Origin of the sequence: Vibrio sp. MED222 (assembly GCF_000153005.1) — a bacterium.
Taxonomy (GTDB): Bacteria; Pseudomonadota; Gammaproteobacteria; order Enterobacterales; family Vibrionaceae; genus Vibrio; species Vibrio tasmaniensis_A.
In genome coordinates, this window is sequence record NZ_AAND01000028.1 from 41500 (window position 1) to 63066 (window position 21567).

A 21567-nucleotide genomic window follows, 5' to 3' on the forward strand; every position below is an offset into this window, starting at 1 on the left:
CCTCTAGTCTTCCTGTACGTTGTATTTTTTGTCCAGCTTATTCATGCGAACAACGTAAATAAATATCAACGCCACGAAGGTATAAATTGAACCTTGTTGAGCGAACCAAAAACCTAGCTTAAACCCGCCAAATTGAATGGTATTTAGGACATCCACAAATAAGATGCCAGCGCCATAAGACACCACAAACCAGACAGCGAGTAGTGTTCCCATTATTCCCAAGTTTTCCTTCCAGTAGGCTTGAGCATGTTCCGTAGATTCGAACGCCATTGCCTTCTCCTTTAATTCCGTTTTCGTAGAAACCGTTTCTGTAGAAATTGCTGTGTTAACGTAATGTTACGATTTAGAATGTAGCAAGGATAAGTCAAGGGATCTGTGCAACTTTAGTCGGGACGCTATTAGCGCTAATGTCCTTAAATATGGGAGCTAGGAGACAGAACCATAGAAAAACGTGATGTTGCAATGATGTTAAATTAGCCAAAGGTCTAACAAAAAGGGATGAATTAGAGTGAGAGTCATAAAATTTAACAACTAAATGACTGAGAAACGGTATTTAGCCCTGCTTATGACACGAAGCGAAACATAAGTTTGTTATAGTAACTACGGCACTTTCACCGACCGTGCCTTGCTAAACGGCAGAAGATCAACAAGCTAGTGGCAAAAGATCAACAGGCTTAAAGCTCGGATTTTATTCTTTGGGGGAACGAATTGGACGCAATAACCATTAACCACTTATTCTTGACTGGTGCCGTACTCATCGCCATCAGCGTGCTTTTCTCACAAGTGTCCTCTCGATTGGGCGTTCCTATTCTTTTGATCTTTTTGTTCGTTGGTATGTTAGCGGGTGAAGATGGACCCGGTAATATTCATTTCGATGATTACTCACTGACCTACTTGGTGAGTAACCTTGCGCTTGCCGTGATTCTGTTGGATGGCGGTATGCGAACCAAGGTGGCGAGCTTCAAGGTCGCTTTCTGGCCTTCGCTCTCGCTGGCGACGATAGGTGTCGCATGTACAGCAACCTTAACCGGATTGATGGCGGCTTGGCTGTTTGACTTGTCATTAATGCAGGGCATCTTGGTCGGGGCGATTGTGGGTTCAACCGATGCGGCAGCGGTATTCTCTTTGCTGAAAGGGCAGAGTCTCAATGAGCGTGTAGGTTCAACTCTAGAGATCGAATCGGGCACTAACGACCCAATGGCGGTCTTCCTGACGGTGACCTTAATTGCGCTGTTAGGTAACCCTGACGCTGAGATGGGAATGAACTTCCTACTGCAAAGTTTTGCGATGCAGTTTGGTATCGGCACCCTTGTTGGTATTGGCGGCGGCTGGGTTCTATGGAGCTTAATCAATCGAGTACAACTGGCTGATGGCCTTTACTCCATTCTGGTACTCAGTGGGGGCGTGGCGCTGTTTGCGTTCTCTAACATGCTTGGCGGTAGTGGCATATTATCGATTTACCTAGTGGGCTTGTTCATTGGTAATCGTCCAACGCGTTCTCGACACTCTATTCTTAATGTCCTAGACGGTATGACGTGGCTAAGTCAGATCGTGATGTTCTTGGTGTTGGGTTTATTGGTGACTCCATCGACCTTAATGGACATTGCACTTCCTGCGTTAGCACTGGCTTTCGGTATGATTTTGTTTGCTCGTCCAGTGTCGGTTTGGTTGGGTTTGCTGCCGTTCAGAAGCTTTACCACCAAGGAGCGCTGGTTTGTCTCTTGGGTCGGTTTACGTGGTGCAGTTCCGATCATTTTGGCGGTTTTCCCGATGATGGCTGGCCTGCCAAATGCTCAGCTGTATTTCAATATCGCCTTCTTCGTGGTTATGGTTTCGTTGATTGTTCAAGGCGGCAGCTTAATGAAAGTCGCAAGACTCGCTAAAGTGACTCTACCGCCAACGCCAACACCGATTTCTCGCACCGGTATCGAGATTTATCCGACCAGTGAATGGGAGATGTTTGTCTACAAGCTGAAAGAGGAAAAGTGGTGTGTCGGTGAACCGCTCAAGCGTTTATCGATGCCAGAAGGGACACGCATTACCGCACTGTTTCGACAAGATGCCTTGCTTCACCCATCGGGCAGTACCATATTAGAGGCGAACGATATTCTCTGTGTACTTGGTCAAGATAAAGACCTAGGTAGCCTAAGTGAGCTCTTCAGTGAGGCACCTTTGGCAGAAGAAGCCGCTCGATTCTTTGGTGACTTCTTCTTAGATGTTGGGTTATCGGTCGCTGCGGTAAGCGATTGTTATGGTATTGAACTTGGCTCGGAAGAAGAGCGAGAAATGACGCTAAAACAATTGGTTGATCAAGAGCTTGGGGCACACCCGGTATTAGGCGACAGCTTCGAGTGGCATGACATCACTTGGGTGGTTGCAGATATAGATGATCATAAAGTCGTCAAGCTGGGTTTATGTTTGCCTAAGACGACTTTAGAAGAGGATGTAAACGAAGCTTAATTGTGGATTTCTTGTAGCAAGATAACTGCTTGAGTTCGGTTTTTCACATCCAGTTTACGGAAGATGGCTGTCATATGCGCCTTGATGGTCGCTTCCGAAACATTCAATTCGTACGCAATTTGCTTGTTCAGTAGGCCGTCCGATAGCATTCCTAACACCTTGTATTGTTGAGGCGTCAATGTGGAAAGCTTTTCCGCAAGGTCGCTACAGGCTGCATTGTTGGTGATCAGCCCTTCAGGGAAGAACGGGTCGCCATTCAGCACTTGATTGAGTGCGCTGACCAATTCACGCATATCACTCGATTTAGGAATAAAGCCAAAGGCACCGTGGCTCTTCACTTGAGTGACAACGCTGGCATCCTCGCTGGCAGAGATCACCACAATTGGTAAATCTGGGTATTCAGCACGCAGTTGAATTAGGCCAGACATCCCGTTTGAACCCGGCATTTTAAGGTCGAGAAGCAACAGATCAGGTTCATCTTCTTTTTTTAGCAGAGTCAGTAAGGCATCGAGAGAATCAGCCTCAAGCAGGTTCGCACCGCTGATCGCCATATGAACTGACTGAAACAGGGCGTTGCGAAAAAGAGGATGGTCATCAGCAATGATGATGGTATAGGTCGAGTCCATGACGTTCATACTTTTAACAATTTAGTTAATATTTATTATCATCCTGATTGAGTATGTGGACAATATCTATGCATGAAAAGTCTGAACCATATCGACTTTTATCCCCGGAATAAGAAAGCGTTACTCTGAATAGCAAAAAAGCCGCACTGCCATCTCGTTAATGAGGGGCAGTGCGGCTTTCGTTTAGGCAGATATTCCGGTGAATATTGCCGTTATAGCTGGTGGTCTTGCATGTGTTTCAAGAATACATCGGCAGCCATAAAACCCGTTACACGAGCATTTGGAACATGGTTACCCTCGCCATCCCAGAACTCTATGGTTGGTAAGCCCAGCACCTGTAATTGTTTAAGCAGTTCAATGTCTTGAGGCATGTTTCTCGTTACGTCAGCTTGAAGAAGAACAAAGTCAGAAAGCTTGTTCTCAACATCAGCTTGGTGGAAGGTGTACTTCTCAAACTCTTTACAGGCCACACACCAATCGGCGTAGAAATCGAGCATCACTGGTTTGCCGAGTTTCTTGGCTTCGATGAGCTGGATTTCTAACTCTTCAACCGTGTTGACGCGGGCAAATTGGATTTGTTGCTCAACCACAACGCTCTTTTCTGCGAACCAGTAATTGAGTGCAGGTTGAGCTGATGCGAACAGGCCAAGCATCGCGATGATACCTACAGCGCTCTGTTTCCAACCACCGAATGGCAGTGCATTCTTGCTGTGGTAAAGCCAACCAAAGGCGATGAACCCAAGACCAGACCAAAGTACCGTTGCCCACAATTCAGGAATAATTCGCTCTAGCAGGAAGATAGGCGCTGCCAGCAAGATAAAGCCGAATACGATCTTCACCTTGTCCATCCAGCTACCTGCTTTTGGTAGTAGCTTATTACCAAACACCGCAACCAAAATCAGCGGTATACCCATACCCATCGCTAACGCATACAGAGCGAACGCCCCGGTTAATAGGTCGCCACTTTGAGCCACGTACAGTAACGCGCCTGACAGTGGCGCAGTGGTACAAGGTGAACACACCAAGCCAGAGATAGCGCCCATTGCGAACACGCCCAAGGTATTGCCACCTTGTTGCTTATTACTTTGGTTGTTAAGCCAAGTTTGGATGCTGCTTGGTAGTTGTAGGTTATAAACGCCGAACATCGACATCGCCAACGTCACGAACAGAACACTCAGCGCGATTAATACATAAGGGTGCTGCATCGCAGCTTGGAACTGCATGCCTGCTGAAGCAACCACTAAACCCAATAAGGTGTAGGTCAGCGCCATGCCTTGTACATAAATGAACGACAGCATCAGCGCACGGCCTTGGCTGAGCTTACCGCCACCTAGCACAATACCCGTTAGAATCGGATACATAGGCAGAACACACGGCGTAAAGGCTAAGCCAACACCGAGTGCGAGGAATAATAATGGCGTCCACCAACTGTCACCCAGCTTATCGGCTAAGCCTGCTTCTTTTGAAACTGGAGCATTGGTTTGTTGAGTGGTATTGCTTGCTGCGTCAGCGGTAGGAGAAGAGGCTTGTACTGAATTGTCAGCTTCACCAGAAGAACCTTGTAAAGCACCACTGTTTTGATCATCACTGCTTTTCATATCCCCAGAACTCGTCGCAGTAAACGGTTCAATGTCGATTACTCGGATCTCTGGTGGGTAACAGAAACCAGCATCTGCACAGCCTTGATACTTAACGATCAGCTGTGAGCTATCTTGGTAACTCTGTAGAGGAACTTGCACGAATAATGGCTGAGTATAGATGCTCACCTCACCGAAGAATTCATCTTGGTGTGGTTGGCCATTTTCCATTTCAACATTGCCGATAGTGAGATTTTGGCCAGTGAACGAGAGGCTATGTTGATAGAGGTAGTAGCCCTTTTTTACTTGCCAGTCGAGAAGGACCTTGCCGTCTTGCTGGTAGTAATTGAAAGGGAAAGCTTGGTCTACAGGGACAAAACCGTTGTTATTGCCTCCGAAGCTTGGCTCGGCGTTGTCGTTTCCAAAAAGCGCCCACGCAGGCTGGGTGAACAGGGAAACACAAACAAAAAGTAATGTGGCAAGTCGTCGCATACTATTTAGTCATCAAAATGGAGTTGAAGGTATCTTAACTCAATCAGACCGTAATAGTTTGTGATTAGTTTCATCGGTAGACAAATATCCCCTAAGGCGGGTGGGCTATTTTCTGGGGCAGTCGAGAGAGTGTCAGTCGCTCAACATGAGTTGTCAGCTTTTGCCAATAAGACATTTAAGCCACTCCTAAGCGTGCTCTTACTACTTGTTCGCAAGCATCTATATTCGTGGTGTCTTTCGGAATAATTAACACCGTGTCATTGCCGCCAACCGTACCGATAATCTCGGTATGTGGGTCGATATCAACCAATCTTGCGACCAACTGTGCGCAACCAGGGTTTGTTTTTACGATCACCATTGCTTGGTTGTGAGTAATTAATTCGATTTGTGATGAGATTGACGCATCGACACGTACCGGTGCGCTTTCTACGGTGATGCAGTAAACCTTTTTGCCACAGGCGTTCTGGATTTTGACAACACCGAGTTGTGACAAAATACGAGACACAGTCGACTGGCTAATGCCTGTATAACCAATGTCGACGAGTTTCTCTCGCAGCTGGTTCTGGGTCGAGAAGCTTTGCTGTTGTAGTAAGCGTTTGCACGCTGCAGTCAGTGTTTTATCTTCAGCTGAATACAAGCAACCGTGCTCAGTGATTTGGTTCATGAACAACTCCTTAAAGCCAACGTGTGGGTATCGCTTGTCCATAGCGCAGAACGCACTCCCAAAGCCGTAGAGTACGATTGTTAGTTAGGGCTTACCGATGAATCCCGAAATAAATAGGAAGGGTATGCGTGATGTATGATCTTCTATTCATCCAGTCTACCACTAAAGAATAGTTATCTTTTTGAAGGCGATCACCAAACAAAATTCTGGTTATTTGCTTTTTTTGTGGAATTTTATTCTTTGGGTAAGTGGATATTTATTCCAGGTTGGGAATAAATATCCATGTAGTTTGAGCGGTTTCTTTTACGAAGGTAAGAGCGCTAAGGGCTAGCGGATTTCACTCATGATCTCGCGAGAGAATACTTTTTCACAATAGTGACATTTTAGTTGGACGTTTTCGTGTTTTAGCTGCACTTTAAAGCTACTTTCAACGGGTTCACCGTGCGAAATACAGTTGCTATTCGGGCAAGAGTACACACTGTTGATTTGGTCTGGCAGTACTAATGTTAGCTTATTAACCACCTTGTACTCTTCAATCTGATTTACCGTCGCTTGCGGCGCATACAGAGCCAATTGGTTGGCTTGTTCCTTGGTCAGAAAGATGTTCTCAATCTTGATCAGATCTTTATGACCAAGCGCAGATGATGGCAGATTCAATCCCATGGTGATGCGTTGTTCTGTTTTGTGTAGCTTAAACAGTTTAAGGATTTTGATACCAAGATGAGCAGGGATGTGGTCAATCACGCTGCCGTTACGGATCGCTTCTACTTGTAGCTGAGTTTGTTTAACCATGACTGTTTCTCCTGCTTATAAAGTGTCGTTAAGAACTAGGGCCAATAGGGCTTCGCGAGCGTATACACCGTTTTCAGCTTGTTCAAAGTAGTAAGCGTGTGGCGTTTTATCTACGTCGGTTGTGATTTCATCGACGCGTGGTAATGGGTGAAGCACCTTCATGTTCTGGCGTGCATCTTTCAAGGTATCGGCCGTTAGAATGTAAGCCGACTTCATGTGCGCGTATTCTGACGCATCAAAGCGCTCTTTCTGTACGCGAGTCATGTACAGGACATCCAGTTCAGGCACCACTTCTTCAATGCTGCTGTGGGTGCTGTATTGGATGCCCATCTCTTCCAATTCTTCACAGATGTAATCAGGCATCGCTAACACTTCTGGCGCGATAAAGAAGAAACGCACGTTATTGAATTTTGATAGTGCTTGCGTCAAAGAGTGTACGGTACGGCCATATTTTAGGTCGCCGACGAACGCCACATTGAGGTTATCGAGCGTGCCTTGCGTTTCGTAAATCGAGAACAGATCCAATAAGGTTTGCGTTGGGTGTTGGTTTGCACCATCGCCACCATTCACAATTGGCACACCGTTAGAAAATTCAGACGCTAAGCGCGCCGCGCCTTCTTGTGGGTGACGCATCACAAAGGCATCCACGTAAGATGAAATCACTTGAACGGAATCGGCAAGTGTTTCGCCTTTTTTCGCCAGCGATGTGTTGCCGCCATTATCAAAGCCGATGACTGTGCCGCCAAGGCGTTGAACTGCGGTTTCAAATGAGAGGCGAGTTCGAGTTGAAGGCTCAAAGAAGCAGCTCGCAACGACTTTATTTTTCAGCAGCTCAGGGTTTGGTTCTGCTTTGAGTCTTGCTGCAGTATCGACGATAAGCTCCAGTTCATCACGAGATAGCTCTGGAATGGAGATGATGTGCTTGTTAAATAACGAATGCGCCATAACGGGTCTTCCTTTTTCTATGCATACAGTCAAATTGCGGACAAAAAAAAGCCCCCTAAAAATAGGAGGCTTCGAAATGATCAATAGAGCAAAATAAAAATGACACCAACGCCGTTCTAAGGCGTATTGGCTGACAATCATGTGCGAAAAAATTGCGGTTCATTTTTTGCTCTCTTAAGACAAATTGCGGAGGATTATACTCAGATAAAAAGGCCATGCAATACTTTCTGTAAAGTATTCATTTAATGGATTTTTATGCGAGATTACGTCCATTTTAAACTCCCATTTAAGTCTTTGTTGGGGCTGAGACTTACAGGGTTTTCCAGGAAATTATCTCTTCAACCGCATGAAAAAAAATGCGAGTTTTATTCAAGGTCAAAATCCCAAGAACGCCACCCGCATTTCCCTGTCATTGCACTTAACTTATCAACGTATTTCGAACAAGTGAGTGCCTAGCTTCTTAATTTTTAACGTCTTAACTGTTTAGTTTCTTAGGTCATTAGCTGCCTAATGTCGCAACCATTACTGCTTTGATAGTGTGCATGCGGTTTTCTGCTTCATCGAACACGATAGAGTATTCAGACTCAACCACTTCATCCGTCACTTCTACGCCATCTTTAAGCTGCGGATATTCAGCAGCAAGCTGTTTGCCGACAGTTGTATCTTCGCCGTGGAAAGCAGGTAGGCAGTGCATGAATTTCACATGTGGGTTGCCTGTTGCTTTGATCATGTCCATGTTGACTTGGTAAGGCATCATTAGGTTGATACGCTCAGCCCATGCTTCTTTCGCTTCGCCCATTGATACCCAAACGTCGGTATATAGGAAGTCACAACCTTGCACGCCTTCTTGAACATCTTCTGTTAGCGTGATTTTGCCGCCAGTGTGTTCTGCGATTTCACGACATTGAGCTAATAGCTCTTCTTCTGGCCAGAATTGTTTTGGAGCAACAAGGCGAATGTCCATGCCCATTTTCGCAGCACCAACCATCAGAGAGTTGCCCATGTTGTTGCGAGCATCACCTAGGTAAGCAAACTTGATTTCATGCAATTGCTTGCCACGGCCGTATTCCGTCATAGTTAGGAAGTCAGCTAGGATTTGTGTTGGGTGGAATTCGTCAGTCAGGCCATTCCACACAGGAACGCCAGCGTAAGCGCCTAGCTCTTCAACGATTTCTTGACCAAAGCCGCGGTATTCGATGCCATCGTACATACGGCCTAGAACGCGAGCGGTGTCTTTCATTGATTCTTTGTGGCCAATTTGAGAGCCAGATGGGCCTAAGTAAGAAACTCGAGCACCTTGGTCGAATGCTGCTACTTCGAATGCACAGCGAGTACGAGTTGAGGTTTTTTCAAAGATAAGCGCAATGTTTTTGCCAGTCAGTGTTGGCTGTTCGTAACCGTTGTACTTCGCTTTTTTTAGCTCCATAGAAAGATCTAACAAGTGTTGAATTTCGCGTGGAGTGAAATCTAGTAGTTTTAGGAAGTTACGATTGCGTAGGTTAAAAGCCATGATGTATTCCTTCTTAGATTTAGGCGCTTCCTTGTTACAGGGAAATAAAATTCAAGAAAGCGCGATTCAATTTTTAGTTAAAGTTGTTCGGTTTTGTTTGTTTCGTTTAATCTGTTTTCGCAAGCTTTAAAAGCTCTCAAGGTTTAAGACTCTCAAGATGATAAAGCTCGCTAGTGCATTAACCTTTGGTGATATTGGTGCCCGCTTGGCCTTGCAGGATTTGCAAACCATCTTCGAGTGCGCCGATACCCACTACTTTGCCGCCTTGCTGAATGAACTCGCACGATGCTTCGATTTTTGGCCCCATTGAGCCTGCATCAAATGTAAACTTCGCCAATTCACTTGGTGTAGTACTGCGCAGTGCGTGTTGAGTCGGTTTGCCCCAATCAAGATAAACAGCGTCAGCATCGGTCAGAATAAGTAGTGCATCCGCATCCAATTGTTTCGCCAAGAAAGCCGCTGACATGTCTTTGTCGATAACCGCTTCAACGCCGACTAATTTGCCATTTTCTTTTTTCACTGGGATGCCACCACCGCCAGTACAAATTACGAGGTGACCTGCATCGATAAGTTGAGTGATCGCTTCGTGTTCAACAATGCCAGTAGGGCGTGGGCTTGGCACTACTCGACGGAAATGTTGACCGTCTGGTTTTACGATCCAGTGGAATTTCTCCGCTAACTCACGCGCTTCTGCTTCTTCGTAGATCGGGCCAATTGGCTTAGTTGGATCTGCGAATGCAGGATCGTTTGGATCAACGGTCATTTGCGTCAACATGCATGAGATGTTGCGGTCAGGCAGGTAGTTTTTGAACTCTTGCATTAGCATGTAGCCGATCATGCCTTGAGTCTCACTGCCCAATACATCCAATGGATACGGGTTTACTTTTTTGTACTCCAAACCTTGCAGAGCAAGTAAGCCAACTTGTGGACCATTACCGTGCACTAGAACCACGTTGTACACTTTCGCGATTTCAGAGATGGTTTTAACAGCCGTTTCAATATTACGGCGTTGAACATCGGCTTCTAACGGCTCACCGCGACGAAGTAGGGCATTACCGCCGAGTGCAACAACAACAGTTTGCTTAGTCATAATTGTGTTCTCTCATTTTGGCCAAGTTGAGATTATTTAAGATCGTTCAACTTGGCCGTTTCGTCTTAGTGATTAGATACCATCACGCTCAATTGGGCAGCTCATGCAGCGTGCACCACCGCGACCGCGACCAAGTTCGTCTCCTGGAATCGGAAGAACCGTGATGCCTGCTTTGTCGTATTTTTCGTTGGTGTATGTGTTGCCTTCGTAGCCAATAACGACGCCAGGTTTAACCGTTAGAACGTTGTTTGCATCGTTCCACTGTTCACGTTCTGCATGGAAGTTGTCGCCACCAGTTGTGATTAGGTTTAGCTTGTCTACGCCAAGTGCTTTTTCGATAGCTGTTACGAAGTAGCCTTCTTCTTTCACTTTCACTGCGCCTGACTCATCGCCAGTTAGGTTCCAGCACTGTACGTCTTTACTTACCACTTCAGGGTAAACAGAGAACGTATCTTCGTTCATGTGAGTCATCACGGTGTCTAAGTGCATGCAAGAACGGTGTTTTGGTAGCTGCATTGCGATAACTTGTGTCGCTTGACCGTGTTTGAATAGGCTAGACGCTAAGTGTTCAACACCTTGTGCTGTTGTACGCTCAGACATACCGATAAGAACCGCGCCACGGCCGAGAACAAGAACGTCACCACCTTCGATTGTTGAGTTGTCGTAGTTGATGTTTTCTTCATCACCGAAGTATTTAATGAAGTCTTCGCCTGCGAATGTTGGGTGCCAGCGGTAAATAGCGCGAACGTGGTTTGTTTCACGTTGACGAGCAGGTTTCGCCATCGGGTTGATAGATACGCCACCGTATACCCAGCAAGATGTGTCACGAGTAAATAGGTGGTTTGGTAGAGGTTCGATAATGAAGTCAGTTGGTGCGTGCATGCCTTGCATCATTGAAGATGATTTCATTGGCATTTCAGCGTAAGACAGACCGCCCGTTAGAATTTTTGCTAGCTCTAAGTTTGGTAAGTCGCCCAAGTAGCAGCGCACATCATTGGCGAATGTTTTACCCAAACGGTAATCAGATACCTGGCAGCTTAGTAGCCAGTCTTTCGCTTCTGGCACTGCTAGTGTGTCTGCTAGTAGGTCAGTAAGAAGAAGAACTTCAACACCCTGATCACGTAGCGTTTTAGTAAATGCGTCATGCTCTTTACCTGCGCGCTCAACAGCCAGTACGTCATCAAATAGTAAATCGTGACAGTTAGAGGGTGTTAGGTGAGTCAGTGCGCGTCTTGGGCGGTGAACTAGAACGCGGCGCAATTGACCTATTTCAGAACCTACATAGAACTTACTCATGATCGTCTCTCTCTTATATATTTGAATTACTTTTATCGCTAAGAGTAATTATTTATTTTCAGTGGAGAATAATGAATTATTTTATTCATATCTCTTGTCTGGAATTAATATTACGCCTGCTAGTCAGGTATTCTTAGAGATCTATCACAAATCGTTTTTTATCCCGCAGCCCTTTAAAATTAAGGATTTTAACAAACTTTATGCACTTTTAGTCATGACGATTACATTCTAAATAGTTAGCTGTTAGGGAACTTTATGCACGCTTTTTTGATGAACCTTCCTAGAATTAAAATTGTTAGGGATTATATGCAAAATAGTTTTATTGATAAGAATGTACTTAGCTTGGAAGTATGCAATGTTTCTATTTAGATATTTAATTTTGGATGTGAAATTAATTATTTATTAACAAAATAAATGCGAATAAAGCTGTTGTGGTCACACTTTATAATTGGTTTTTTTAAGCCAGTTTTCTATAAAAATAGCCTTTATTTTCCCTTTGGTTATTACAAGGTGAATAACTTTAAATATAATTAACGTTAATAAATGACTAAATATTTTTATAAACATAATGGAGAGGAATGGATTGTTTTTTATTAGCCTTAACATCAATATTAAAATGTTGATTTACGCTTTGTCGAAGGTGTCCTTGGATTGTTTAAGGTTGGCTGATGAGGTTGGCTATAGAGAGGCTTTAAATAGAGTGTGTGCAGCTCGTGAGGTTGTTTTGGGGACTGGTTCTGAGGGCGATAGCAACAAAAAAGCCGCTAAGAAAGCGGCTTTGAACGAGAAGGTGGTGTGTAGGTTTTAGATAAGCGCACCAATACTTAGTACAACGATGCAGAACACCATCAAGATTCCGATTAATGGCATCACCCATTTAACCCAGCGCACGTAAGGGACACGAGCAATCGCCAAGCCGCCCATTACCACTGCAGAGGTTGGAGTGATTAAGTTGACCAAGCCAGATGCAGATTGGTAAGCGGTGATAACAAGGTCACGACCTACGCCAGCAAAATCGGCTAATGGCGCCATGATTGGCATAGTCAGCACTGCTAGACCAGAGGTCGAAGGTACTAAGAATGACAGTAGAATTTCTAAGAAGAACATCACGTTAATGAAGACAACTGAAGAAAGGCCAGTCACCATTTGTTCTGCTGAGAAAAGAATAGTGTCGGTGATCATACCGCGGTCCATTACGACTACGATACCACGTGCGATACCTATGATAAGCGCAACGCCCAGTAGGTCTCGAGCACCGTCAATGAAGCTAGTTGTGAACTCTTCCTCGCTCATGCGAGACACAATACCGACAATAATAGTCGCAGCTAAGAACATCGCGGAGATCTCTGCCATCCACCATCCAGCAACGGATACACCGTAAATCATGACAGCGAAAGAGCCACCAAAAATGGCCAGGATCAGTTTGCGAGTCGCGGTGAACTCCAGTTTTTCACCACTTGCGTTGCCAAGGAAGTGCGCTTTGTTCTCTTCGTATTTGTCGTAAACAATCGATGTTGTTGGATCGGCTTGTACCATTCTTGCGTAGCGCATGACGTAGGCGACACAGATACCCCAACCAATAATCAGCATTCCAATACGCAGCGCGATACCGTCGGTAAATGGAATACCAGAGGCGTTGGCAGCAATAACGGTCGCGAATGGGTTAATGGTAGAGCCTAGCACCCCAATGCCCGCGCCAAGCAATACCGTCGCAGCCGCAACTAGAGGGTCAAAGCGAGCTGCCATCATTACTGGTACTAGTAATGTATAGAATGGCAGTGATTCTTCCGCCATGCCGTAGACAGTACCACCAGCGGCAAACAGTGCCATCAGTATTGGTATCATCAACTCTTCTCGCCCTTCTAAGCGGGCGGTAACGCGCTCGATGCCAGCATCAATGGCACCTGTTTTGGTTACTAGTCCTAAGAAGCCACCAATGATTAAGATGAACAGCGAAACGTCGATAGCCGCTGCTTCATAGCTATTGTGGTCGTAGAAGCCATCAATAGGCGCTAGCAGTACATCAATCACGCCTTGAGGGTTACCTTCTACCGCTTGATAGGTTCCGGTTACGGGTACTTCTCGGCCTAGCTCTTCATTCATTGCACGGTCGTATTGGCCTGCTGGAACAATCCAGGTAAGCAGCGCGACGAACGCAATCAGAATAAATAGAATGGTGTAGGCAGAAGGAAATTTAAAGTTGGCAAAGAAGCCGCCCTTTTTTTTCTCGTTTGGTATCGTTTGAGTTGTCATGGCTATCTCCTTACATCATCTTAAATAGAAGTGATGTGAATTAGCGACTAATGATTTATAGATTGTAAATACACGGACACTTATAAAGCACTCAACGATATAAAGTTGCTGACTTTAAATTAAGGTTGTTTTTATATTTACCAATCCAAATGAAGTTAGATTTAATTTAGCTGCGGTTATTTTATTCCTTACGTCAGTATTTAAGTTTGGTGCTGTTCACAAAAATAATGGCTAATGAAAGGGCTGGAAAATGGCAGAAAATTGGCAAGGTTTTTTGGTTAGTTAGCTTGGATTAATATTCGATGGGGATGACGGTAAATCAAAGGGAGATTGACTGGGTAGGCATTCCTAATTAATGGCCTGAATAATCCTGGAATTTTATTCAAACTTTATTTTTAGTTGGTTTTTGAATTTTATAACGGTTATTTGACGTGTATCAAATAACACATTGAGCAGAAAACAAAAAAGGAAGCCGAAGCTTCCTTTTCTAGTTTAGAACATTAGCGATTACTAGATGAATAGGCCGCCAAATGCGAAGCCGAGTGCAACCGCTGTACTGATTGTTACCACACCAGGAATGAAGAATGGGTGATTAAATACGTACTTACCAATACGCGTTGAGCCTGTGTCATCCATCTCAACCGCTGCCAGCAGCGTAGGGTAAGTTGGAAGTACGAACAGTGCACTTACTGCAGCAAAAGAAGCCACGGCTGTTAGTGGTGCTACGCCAATCGCTAGAGCTGCTGGCATCAGTGCAACTGTTGTTGCGCCTTGAGAGTAAAGCAGCATAGAAGCGAAGAACAAAACAAGAGCCAGCATCCATGGGTAGTCAGCCAGTAGAGCACCTGCTACGTCTTTGATCTCAGCAACGTGTGCGTTTACAAACGTTGAACCTAACCAAGCTACACCAAGTACACAAACACACGCTGTCATACCAGAGCGGAATGTTGGCGCTGAAGAAATCTTCGCAGCATCAATCTTAGTGAACATCACGATAGCCGCTGCTGCTGCTAGCATCACAGACATGATCGCTTCGTTACGACCAAGCGCTGGGTTTTCAATTAGGCCAACAGAGCTAGAGATAGCCGCTGCGTAGCAAACCACGAAACCAATCGCTGCTAGGAAGATGTACGTTGCTCTCTTCGCTGTTGGTAGAATTTCACGTTTCTCTTCTGTCGCCAGTTTGATTAGGCCTTTCTCTAGACGTTCTTGGTAAACAGGATCGTCTTTCAGTTCGCTACCCATGTAGTTAGCAACAACCGCACCAACCATACAAGCGATGAAGGTTGTTGGGATACAAACCATCAATAGCGTTAGGTAATCAACACCAAAGGGTGCCAGCATTGCTGCGAAAGCGACAACGGCAGCCGAGATTGGCGAAGCTGTGATAGCAATTTGAGAGGCGACAACTGCGATAGACAGTGGACGAGAAGGACGAACACCTTGGCCTTTCGCTACTTCTGCTATTACAGGAAGCGTAGAGAATGCTGTGTGACCAGTACCGGCCATTAGTGTCATTACAAAGGTCACAATCGGCGCGTAAAAGGTGATGCGTTCAGGGTGTTTACGCAAAAAGTTTTCTGCAATTTGTACCAACCAGTCCATACCGCCCGCAACCTGCATAGCAGCAATTGCGGTGATAACCGACATGATGATCAAGATTACGTCGATCGGGATGAAAGACTGGCTTGTTGGAACGCCAAGAATCAGTGAAAGGGCAATAACACCAGCACCACCGGCAAAACCAATACCGATACCGCCAATTCTGGCCCCCAAAAAGATAAAGAGCAGGACGACAAATAGTTCTACTGCAATCATAAGTAACACCTCATTTTAGATTTTATTATGTGAACATTCGCCGCTGGAATGTTCACATAATAGTTCTATGGTTTAGATTCTATTTCGCAAAAGTGCAACCAATAGAAACCCACAAAATTAACATGGTTAACCGTATTGGAGCCTAAAAAAGGGCTCCGTTTGGAGCCCTTTTTCGCTAACGTTATTCGTAGCGTTTTGCTTTATACTGAGGATGCATCAAATTTTCAACAGAGAAAATGTCATCAAGTTCTTCTTCGGTTAATAACCCGCGTTCTAGAACTACATCACGAACGCTTTTACCTGTTTCAGCACAGATCTTACCAACAACATCACCCTCGTGGTGGCCAATGTATGGGTTTAGGTAAGTGACGATACCGATAGAGTTAAATACGTGAGATTCACACACTTCTTTATTCACAGTAATGCCGTCTACACACTTGTCGCGTAGGTTCACACATGCGTTTGTTAGAATGTCTAGAGACTCAAACATGCTTTGTGCGATAACAGGTTCCATTACGTTCAGTTGAAGCTGACCGCCTTCTGCTGCGAAAGAAACCGTGTTGTCGTTACCTAGAACTTTAAAGCAAACTTGGTTTACAACTTCAGGCACAACTGGGTTTACTTTAGCTGGCATGATTGAAGAGCCAGCTTGCAGTTCAGGTAGGTTTAGTTCGTTAAAGCCAGTGCGTGGGCCTGAAGAAAGAAGACGTAAGTCGTTACAAATCTTAGACAGTTTAACCGCTAGGCGCTTAAGTGCACCGTGCGTCATTACGTATGCGCCACAGTCAGATGTTGCTTCGATAAGATCTTCAGCCGCTACACACTCTAAGCCCGTTACTTCTGCTAGGTGTTTCACTGCTAGGCCTTGGTAACCCGGTGCTGCGTTCAGACCAGTACCGATAGCCGTTGCGCCTAGGTTAACTTCAAGCAATAGCTTTGAAGTGTATTCTAGGTTTTTGATTTCTTCGTTGATGGTTACAGCCCAAGCGTGGAACTCTTGGCCAACCGTCATTGGAACAGCATCTTGAAGTTGAGTACGACCCATCTTCAGGATTGTGTTGAATTCTTGGCTCTTAAGCTCGAATGCACCTTTTAGGTATTCGATAGCGTCAATCAGTTTACGAACGCTGTTGTAAACTGAGATACGGAAACCAGTTGGGTAAGCACAGTTAGTTGATTGGCTGCGGTTTACATGGTCATTCGGGTTGATGAACTCATATTGGCCTTTTTCTTTGCCCATAAGTTCAAGTGCCACGTTTGCCACAACTTCGTTAGCATTCATGTTTACAGAAGTACCAGCACCACCTTGGAATACATCCGATGGGAACTGATCCATGCACTTACCAGTGTCTAGAATGAGGTCACAAGCTTCGATGATGTATTTAGCTACTTCGCTTGGGATTACACCTAACTCTTTGTTTGCTAAAGCCGCTGCTTTCTTTGTCATCACCATACCGCGAACGAATTCAGGTACATCTGAGATCGTTACATTTGAGATGTTGAAGTTTTCAACTGCGCGTAGAGTGTGGATGCCGTAGTAAGCATCAGCCGGAACATGACGTTGACCTAGTAGATCTTCTTCGAGACGAGTAGCTTGAGGAGCTTCAACTTGAGCTTCTGATAGATTAGCCATAACAGGATCCTTAGAGAATTATTCTGATTATATAGTTAGTTATTAGCCTATTCTGTGTGCAAATACTCCGTTCGCTAGAATATTGGGCTGATAAATCCGTCCTGACTTATGTGGCACATGATACTGTACTTAGCGCATAAAAATATTAAGTTGATCACCTTTTTCGGTTTTGTTTCGTCAATATTTTGCAAAGTTATTCTCGGTCAATAAACACGCTTATTTACAGGATAAATTTGAGATTGATAGGGCTTTCAGCGTAAACTGGATGTAACAAAGGAGGGCGTGTGTTTCCTATCTTATTATTACTATTTATCTTCGTACCCATCATTGAGATTGGGCTATTTATTCAAGTTGGTGGCTTCTTAGGATTGTGGCTAACTATTGCGTTGGTTTTGATTACTGCATTTGTTGGTGCATCGCTTGTTCGTAGCCAAGGCATTCAAACACTTATGTCTGTGCAAGGTCGATTACAACAAGGCGAAATGCCAGCACAACAGATTCTTGAAGGCGTGATGCTTGCGGTTGCTGGTGTATTGCTGCTGACTCCTGGCTTTATGACGGACGCACTCGGTATGTTGGTATTGCTACCAGCACCAAGAGCGATGATTGCTAAGAAAATGATGGAAAAAATGGTGGTGACCAATATGTCTGGCGGTTTCCATGCGGGTGGACAGGCTGGTTTTGGTCAGAGTCCATTTGGACAAGACCCATTCAATCGCGATCCCTCCGACCAATCAAAAGACGGCAACACCTTTGAGGGTGAATTTGAGAAGAAAGACGATGACAACGATCGTAACCGCTTAAACTAATCCGTTTTTTCTCTTCTTTGTTTTTATCTCTTCTTTATATAGAGGGAAAAACAGAAAAGGCTCTTACCTTTATCCTTCGCAAGAAAGTGATAATGGTAAGAGCCTTTTTTATTGCTAGCAGGGGGTGAGCGTTCGGTTATACCGCGCCTTCAAAGCCCATTTGTCGCCACGCTTCGAATGCAATAATAGCAACCGCGTTAGATAGGTTGAGGCTACGCGCATCTGGCATCATTGGAATACGAATGCGTTGTTCCATTGGCATGCTTTCGATGAACTCTGCAGGCAGGCCACGTGTCTCAGGGCCAAACATCAACACATCACCTTGTTGGAATTTCGCATCCACGTGGTGACCTGTGGTCTTTGTCGTGCAAGCAAAGATGCGGAAGTCACCCTCGCGTTCATTCTCTAGATACTCAAGAAAGGCTTCTAGGTTCTTGTGACGCTTAACACGCGCTAGGTCGTGGTAATCCAAGCCAGCACGACGAACTTTCTTCTCTTCAAAATCAAAGCCAAGCGGCTCAATCAGGTGCAGGTTTGCGCCGCAGTTAGCACATAGGCGGATGATGTTACCCGTATTGGGCGCAATTTCAGGTTCGTATAGAGCGATATCAAACATGTTGGTTCACAAGAATAATCAAAGATAGCCAGAGTATACGGTGGCAAGCTGAGTGAGTACAGTTCACCACCATTGGCTTACGCTTTATTCGCGAGTGCTTGTGCGTAGTTTTCAGAAACCGCATTCCAATTCACCACGTTCCACCATGCATTGATGTAATCAGGGCGACGGTTTTGGTAGCTGATGTAGTAGGCGTGTTCCCAGACATCCAGTGCAAGAATCGGCTCACCGTTGCTGGCGATGGTATCCATCCACGGGTTGTCTTGGTTTGAGGTCGAGATGATTTTCAGTTGTCCTTCTTCTACTACCAACCAAGCAAAGCCTGAACCGAAGGTATTGATTGCCGCTTGAGCGAACTGATCTTGGAATGTCTCGAAATCTCCGAAAGTACTTTGGATCGCGTCGCCAAGTTTACCTGCTGGTTCACCCCCGCCATCTTGAGCCATGCAGTTCCAATATAAAATATGGTTGTAGTAACCGCCGCCATTGTTGCGAACGGCAGGGCTGTGCTGAGAGATGTTAGCGAAGATCTCGGTCAGAGATTGCTGCTCAAGTTCACTGCCAGAAATCGCCGCAACAAACTTATCGTAGTAGGTTCTATGGTGCTTGCTGTAATGCACTTCCATCGTCTTAGCGTCAATGTAAGGTTCTAGGGCGTCGTAGGGGTAGGGTAGAGCAGGAAAAGAGTGTGACATGGTAAATCCTCCTTAATTAGAGGACTTACCATAATGATAATGGAAATCATTATCAACTGTGATCTTTGTAGGGGTATTACACTGGCAGGATAGGCAGGGTGATTTTGAGTTGTAATCCACCGAGCTGGCTACGGCTTGCAGTGATGGTTCCGCTGTGTTGACGAATCGCACTCTCTGTAATGGTTAGGCCAAGCCCTGTGCCGCCAGAGTTACGATCTCGCGCCGTTGAAACTCGGTAGAAAGGTCTAAAGATAGAATCCAGTTCGTCATCAGGCACACCATCGCCATTATCATTGACGCAAATCGTCAGCCGATCTTGGACAACATCGAATTGCACATCGACTTGGTCTTTACCGTAGTAGATAGCATTGCGCGTAATATTGTCCAAGGCACTCATCAGTAGCTTAGGGTTACCCGAAATAGAACGATCTGGGATCTCTGAAAACGTCAGTAATTTACCCATCTGTTCAGCTTCAAATTCTGCATCTTTTAAAATCTCTTCCCATAAGCTCGAAATAGGCTGAACCTCACGAGTAATATGGCTGTCGACCTGCATGCGTGATAGCGTCAGTAGCTCACTGATCATTTGCTCTAATCGCTGAGCTTCCATATCAATACGTTCTAACTCTTGGCTCTCACCCTGTTTACGAATCGCAAGAGCATTGGCCATGCGAAGGCGGGTCAATGGCGATCGTAGCTCGTGTGAGATATCTGAAAGTAGGCGTTGTTGCCCCGAAATCATCTGATTAACCGCTTCGACCATCTGGTTAAAGCTCTCACCCGCTTGTCTGAATTCTGAGGTGCCTTTTTCGAGTGTGGGATCGACCTCAAACTGACCTTTCGCCACACGTTGTGCTGCGCGTTCAAGCCTACGAGCAGGTTGGCTCAATGCCCAAGCTAACCATAATAGCAGTGGGGTACTTGCTAGCATTACCGCAAGCAATAACTGTAAAGGTCTATCAAATAAGCGCAGCAAAAATGGAGGAGGTTGGTTCCATTTTACTCCGGCATACATCAGTAATTCTTCTCCAGCGAGTGTGATAGGGACTGGCCCTGCTACCATGTAATGTCCGTATAACTTTTGCTTGGGTAATTCAGGGTTATCTATCGAGGTAACAAAATTACGAATCGCTTTAAGTTTGTAATTTGAGTGTCTTTTCGATGTAAGGACCGCGCCTTCAAGGTCGGTTAGGTAAAGACGAGCACGAGAATCCTTGCGGCTACGCGGTGCCTCAAGTTGGAACACTATTTTTCCCAGGTTAGATTCTTTGGCGTAGCGCTTTTCTGTGAATTTAGCGATACGTTCGAGTTTATCGAGATGATCGGCAGGCACATCGCGCGCCACTCGCGGGTCTAAATGGGGAAGTGACAGTACCGACAAAAGCACCAGTAACATGGTGAACCAAAAGATAGCAAAGATACGTCCATATAAGCTGGTGATTTTAGGGATACGCATTAATCTTCCTCTACCAATAAGTAACCACGGCCTCGTAAGGTTTTGATGCGAGATTTACCGTCACTGCGTTCTGGAATTTTTTTACGCAGGTTGGATATGTGCATGTCTATCGCACGGTCAAATGCTGCAAGCCTTTTACCCAGAACATCCAAACTCAACGCTTCCTTGGTGATCACTTGCCCTGGGTTCTGGATTAGGTGACTCAGCAAAGCGAACTCGGTGGTGGTAAGATCGATAAGCTGGCCATTACAATAAGCTTCTTGCTTGCCGGGGAACACTTCAATGTCTTGATATTGAATCTTATCACTGGCTGCTTTAGGAGCGGTGTTGATCTGCGTTCTACGTAAGATGGCACGAATACGAGCGAGCAGCTCTCGGTCACTGAAAGGCTTTGGCAAGTAATCATCTGCGCCAAGCTCAAGGCCAATAACACGGTCGATCTCTTCACCTTTAGCTGTCAGCATCAGTACTGGCGTTTCCCAATTTTCTCTTAGTTTCTTTAGCGTTTCCATACCGTTAAGGCGCGGCATCATCACGTCCAAAAGAATCAAATCTATCTCATCATTGATAGCTTCCAACCCCGCATAGCCGTCGTTGGCTTCGGAAACAGTGAATCCCTCAAAGCTCAGTATGTCTTTAAGTAAGCCGGTTAGCTCGGTGTCGTCATCAATAAGAAGAATGTTCGCCATTGGGAAGCCTTAATCAGTTGTTTATAGGTTAATAATACTGCTAATTATTCGTCAACTTTCACTCTTTACGATTCTTTACGCTTTCTAAACGTCGCTTTACGAGGGAAAGACTAATCTATATCTAAGCGCTGAAAACAAACGCAACA

18 protein-coding genes are annotated in these 21567 nt (G+C 45.2%); 2 read left to right on the forward strand and 16 right to left on the reverse strand.

Going from position 1 to position 21567, the window contains the following annotated elements; all coding sequences use genetic code 11:
• Positions 1–3 precede the first annotated feature (3 nt).
• Positions 4–270 (reverse strand): DUF4212 domain-containing protein, encoded by a 267-nt coding sequence (locus MED222_RS00245; RefSeq protein WP_009844701.1) that lies wholly within the window; start codon positions 268–270, stop codon positions 4–6.
• 438 nt (positions 271–708) lie between these two features.
• Here MED222_RS00245 and MED222_RS00240 point away from each other — a divergent pair, with 438 nt between their 5' ends.
• Positions 709–2460: a potassium/proton antiporter gene (locus tag MED222_RS00240; protein ID WP_009844702.1), complete on the forward strand. Its 1752-nt coding sequence runs from the start codon at positions 709–711 to the stop codon at positions 2458–2460.
• Here MED222_RS00240 and MED222_RS00235 read toward each other — a convergent pair.
• The 11 genes from MED222_RS00235 to aspA form a co-directional block, all read right to left on the reverse strand.
• The gene (locus MED222_RS00235) at positions 2457–3086 is read right to left on the reverse strand and encodes a response regulator transcription factor (protein ID WP_009844703.1); all 630 of its coding nucleotides are present in this window, start codon (positions 3084–3086) and stop codon (positions 2457–2459) included. The genes MED222_RS00240 and MED222_RS00235 overlap by 4 nt on opposite strands.
• A 212-nt stretch (positions 3087–3298) precedes the next feature.
• Positions 3299–5155, reverse strand: coding sequence for a protein-disulfide reductase DsbD (locus tag MED222_RS00230; RefSeq protein WP_009844704.1), 1857 nt, complete (start codon positions 5153–5155; stop codon positions 3299–3301).
• A gap of 175 nt (positions 5156–5330) precedes the next feature.
• Positions 5331–5819, reverse strand: coding sequence for an arginine repressor (locus MED222_RS00225; RefSeq protein WP_009844705.1), 489 nt, complete (start codon positions 5817–5819; stop codon positions 5331–5333).
• A gap of 327 nt (positions 5820–6146) precedes the next feature.
• Entirely contained in the window at positions 6147–6611 is a 465-nt protein-coding gene (gene pyrI / locus MED222_RS00220; RefSeq protein ID WP_009844706.1) for an aspartate carbamoyltransferase regulatory subunit, read from the reverse strand.
• 15 nt (positions 6612–6626) lie between these two features.
• The gene (gene pyrB, locus MED222_RS00215; protein ID WP_004729720.1) at positions 6627–7556 is read right to left on the reverse strand and encodes an aspartate carbamoyltransferase; all 930 of its coding nucleotides are present in this window, start codon (positions 7554–7556) and stop codon (positions 6627–6629) included.
• Between the two features lie 499 nt (positions 7557–8055).
• Positions 8056–9066, reverse strand: coding sequence for an ornithine carbamoyltransferase (locus tag MED222_RS00210; protein WP_009844707.1), 1011 nt, complete (start codon positions 9064–9066; stop codon positions 8056–8058).
• Positions 9067–9244: 178 nt separating this feature from the next.
• Positions 9245–10156: a carbamate kinase gene (gene arcC, locus MED222_RS00205; protein WP_009844708.1), complete on the reverse strand. Its 912-nt coding sequence runs from the start codon at positions 10154–10156 to the stop codon at positions 9245–9247.
• A gap of 72 nt (positions 10157–10228) precedes the next feature.
• Positions 10229–11452 carry an arginine deiminase gene (gene arcA, locus MED222_RS00200; protein ID WP_009844709.1) on the reverse strand — a complete coding sequence of 408 codons (1224 nt, stop codon included), beginning with the start codon at positions 11450–11452 and terminating at the stop codon, positions 10229–10231.
• Positions 11453–12256: 804 nt separating this feature from the next.
• Positions 12257–13705 carry a YfcC family protein gene (locus MED222_RS00190; protein ID WP_009844712.1) on the reverse strand — a complete coding sequence of 483 codons (1449 nt, stop codon included), beginning with the start codon at positions 13703–13705 and terminating at the stop codon, positions 12257–12259.
• Between the two features lie 510 nt (positions 13706–14215).
• Entirely contained in the window at positions 14216–15523 is a 1308-nt protein-coding gene (locus tag MED222_RS00185) for an anaerobic C4-dicarboxylate transporter (protein WP_009844713.1), read from the reverse strand.
• 181 nt (positions 15524–15704) lie between these two features.
• Complete coding sequence (gene aspA, locus MED222_RS00180; RefSeq protein WP_009844714.1) at positions 15705–17156, reverse strand: aspartate ammonia-lyase; 1452 nt, start codon at positions 17154–17156, stop codon at positions 15705–15707.
• 284 nt (positions 17157–17440) lie between these two features.
• On the opposite strand from aspA, the gene MED222_RS00175 reads away from it, so the two are divergent.
• Positions 17441–17965, forward strand: coding sequence for an FxsA family protein (locus MED222_RS00175; protein ID WP_009844715.1), 525 nt, complete (start codon positions 17441–17443; stop codon positions 17963–17965).
• A 136-nt stretch (positions 17966–18101) separates the two neighbouring features.
• On the opposite strand, the gene trmL is transcribed toward MED222_RS00175, so the two are convergent.
• The 4 genes from trmL to MED222_RS00155 all read right to left on the reverse strand — a co-directional run bounded on the left by trmL (position 18102) and on the right by MED222_RS00155 (position 21421).
• Positions 18102–18581, reverse strand: coding sequence for a tRNA (uridine(34)/cytosine(34)/5-carboxymethylaminomethyluridine(34)-2'-O)-methyltransferase TrmL (trmL, locus tag MED222_RS00170; protein WP_009844716.1), 480 nt, complete (start codon positions 18579–18581; stop codon positions 18102–18104).
• A 77-nt stretch (positions 18582–18658) separates the two neighbouring features.
• Positions 18659–19276 carry a superoxide dismutase gene (locus MED222_RS00165; RefSeq protein WP_009844717.1) on the reverse strand — a complete coding sequence of 206 codons (618 nt, stop codon included), beginning with the start codon at positions 19274–19276 and terminating at the stop codon, positions 18659–18661.
• A 76-nt stretch (positions 19277–19352) separates the two neighbouring features.
• Positions 19353–20732, reverse strand: a complete 1380-nt coding sequence (gene cpxA / locus MED222_RS00160) for an envelope stress sensor histidine kinase CpxA (protein ID WP_009844718.1) — start codon at positions 20730–20732, stop codon at positions 19353–19355.
• Complete coding sequence (locus MED222_RS00155; RefSeq protein WP_009844719.1) at positions 20732–21421, reverse strand: response regulator; 690 nt, start codon at positions 21419–21421, stop codon at positions 20732–20734. The genes cpxA and MED222_RS00155 overlap by 1 nt, the downstream gene beginning before the upstream one ends.
• Positions 21422–21567 lie beyond the last annotated feature (146 nt).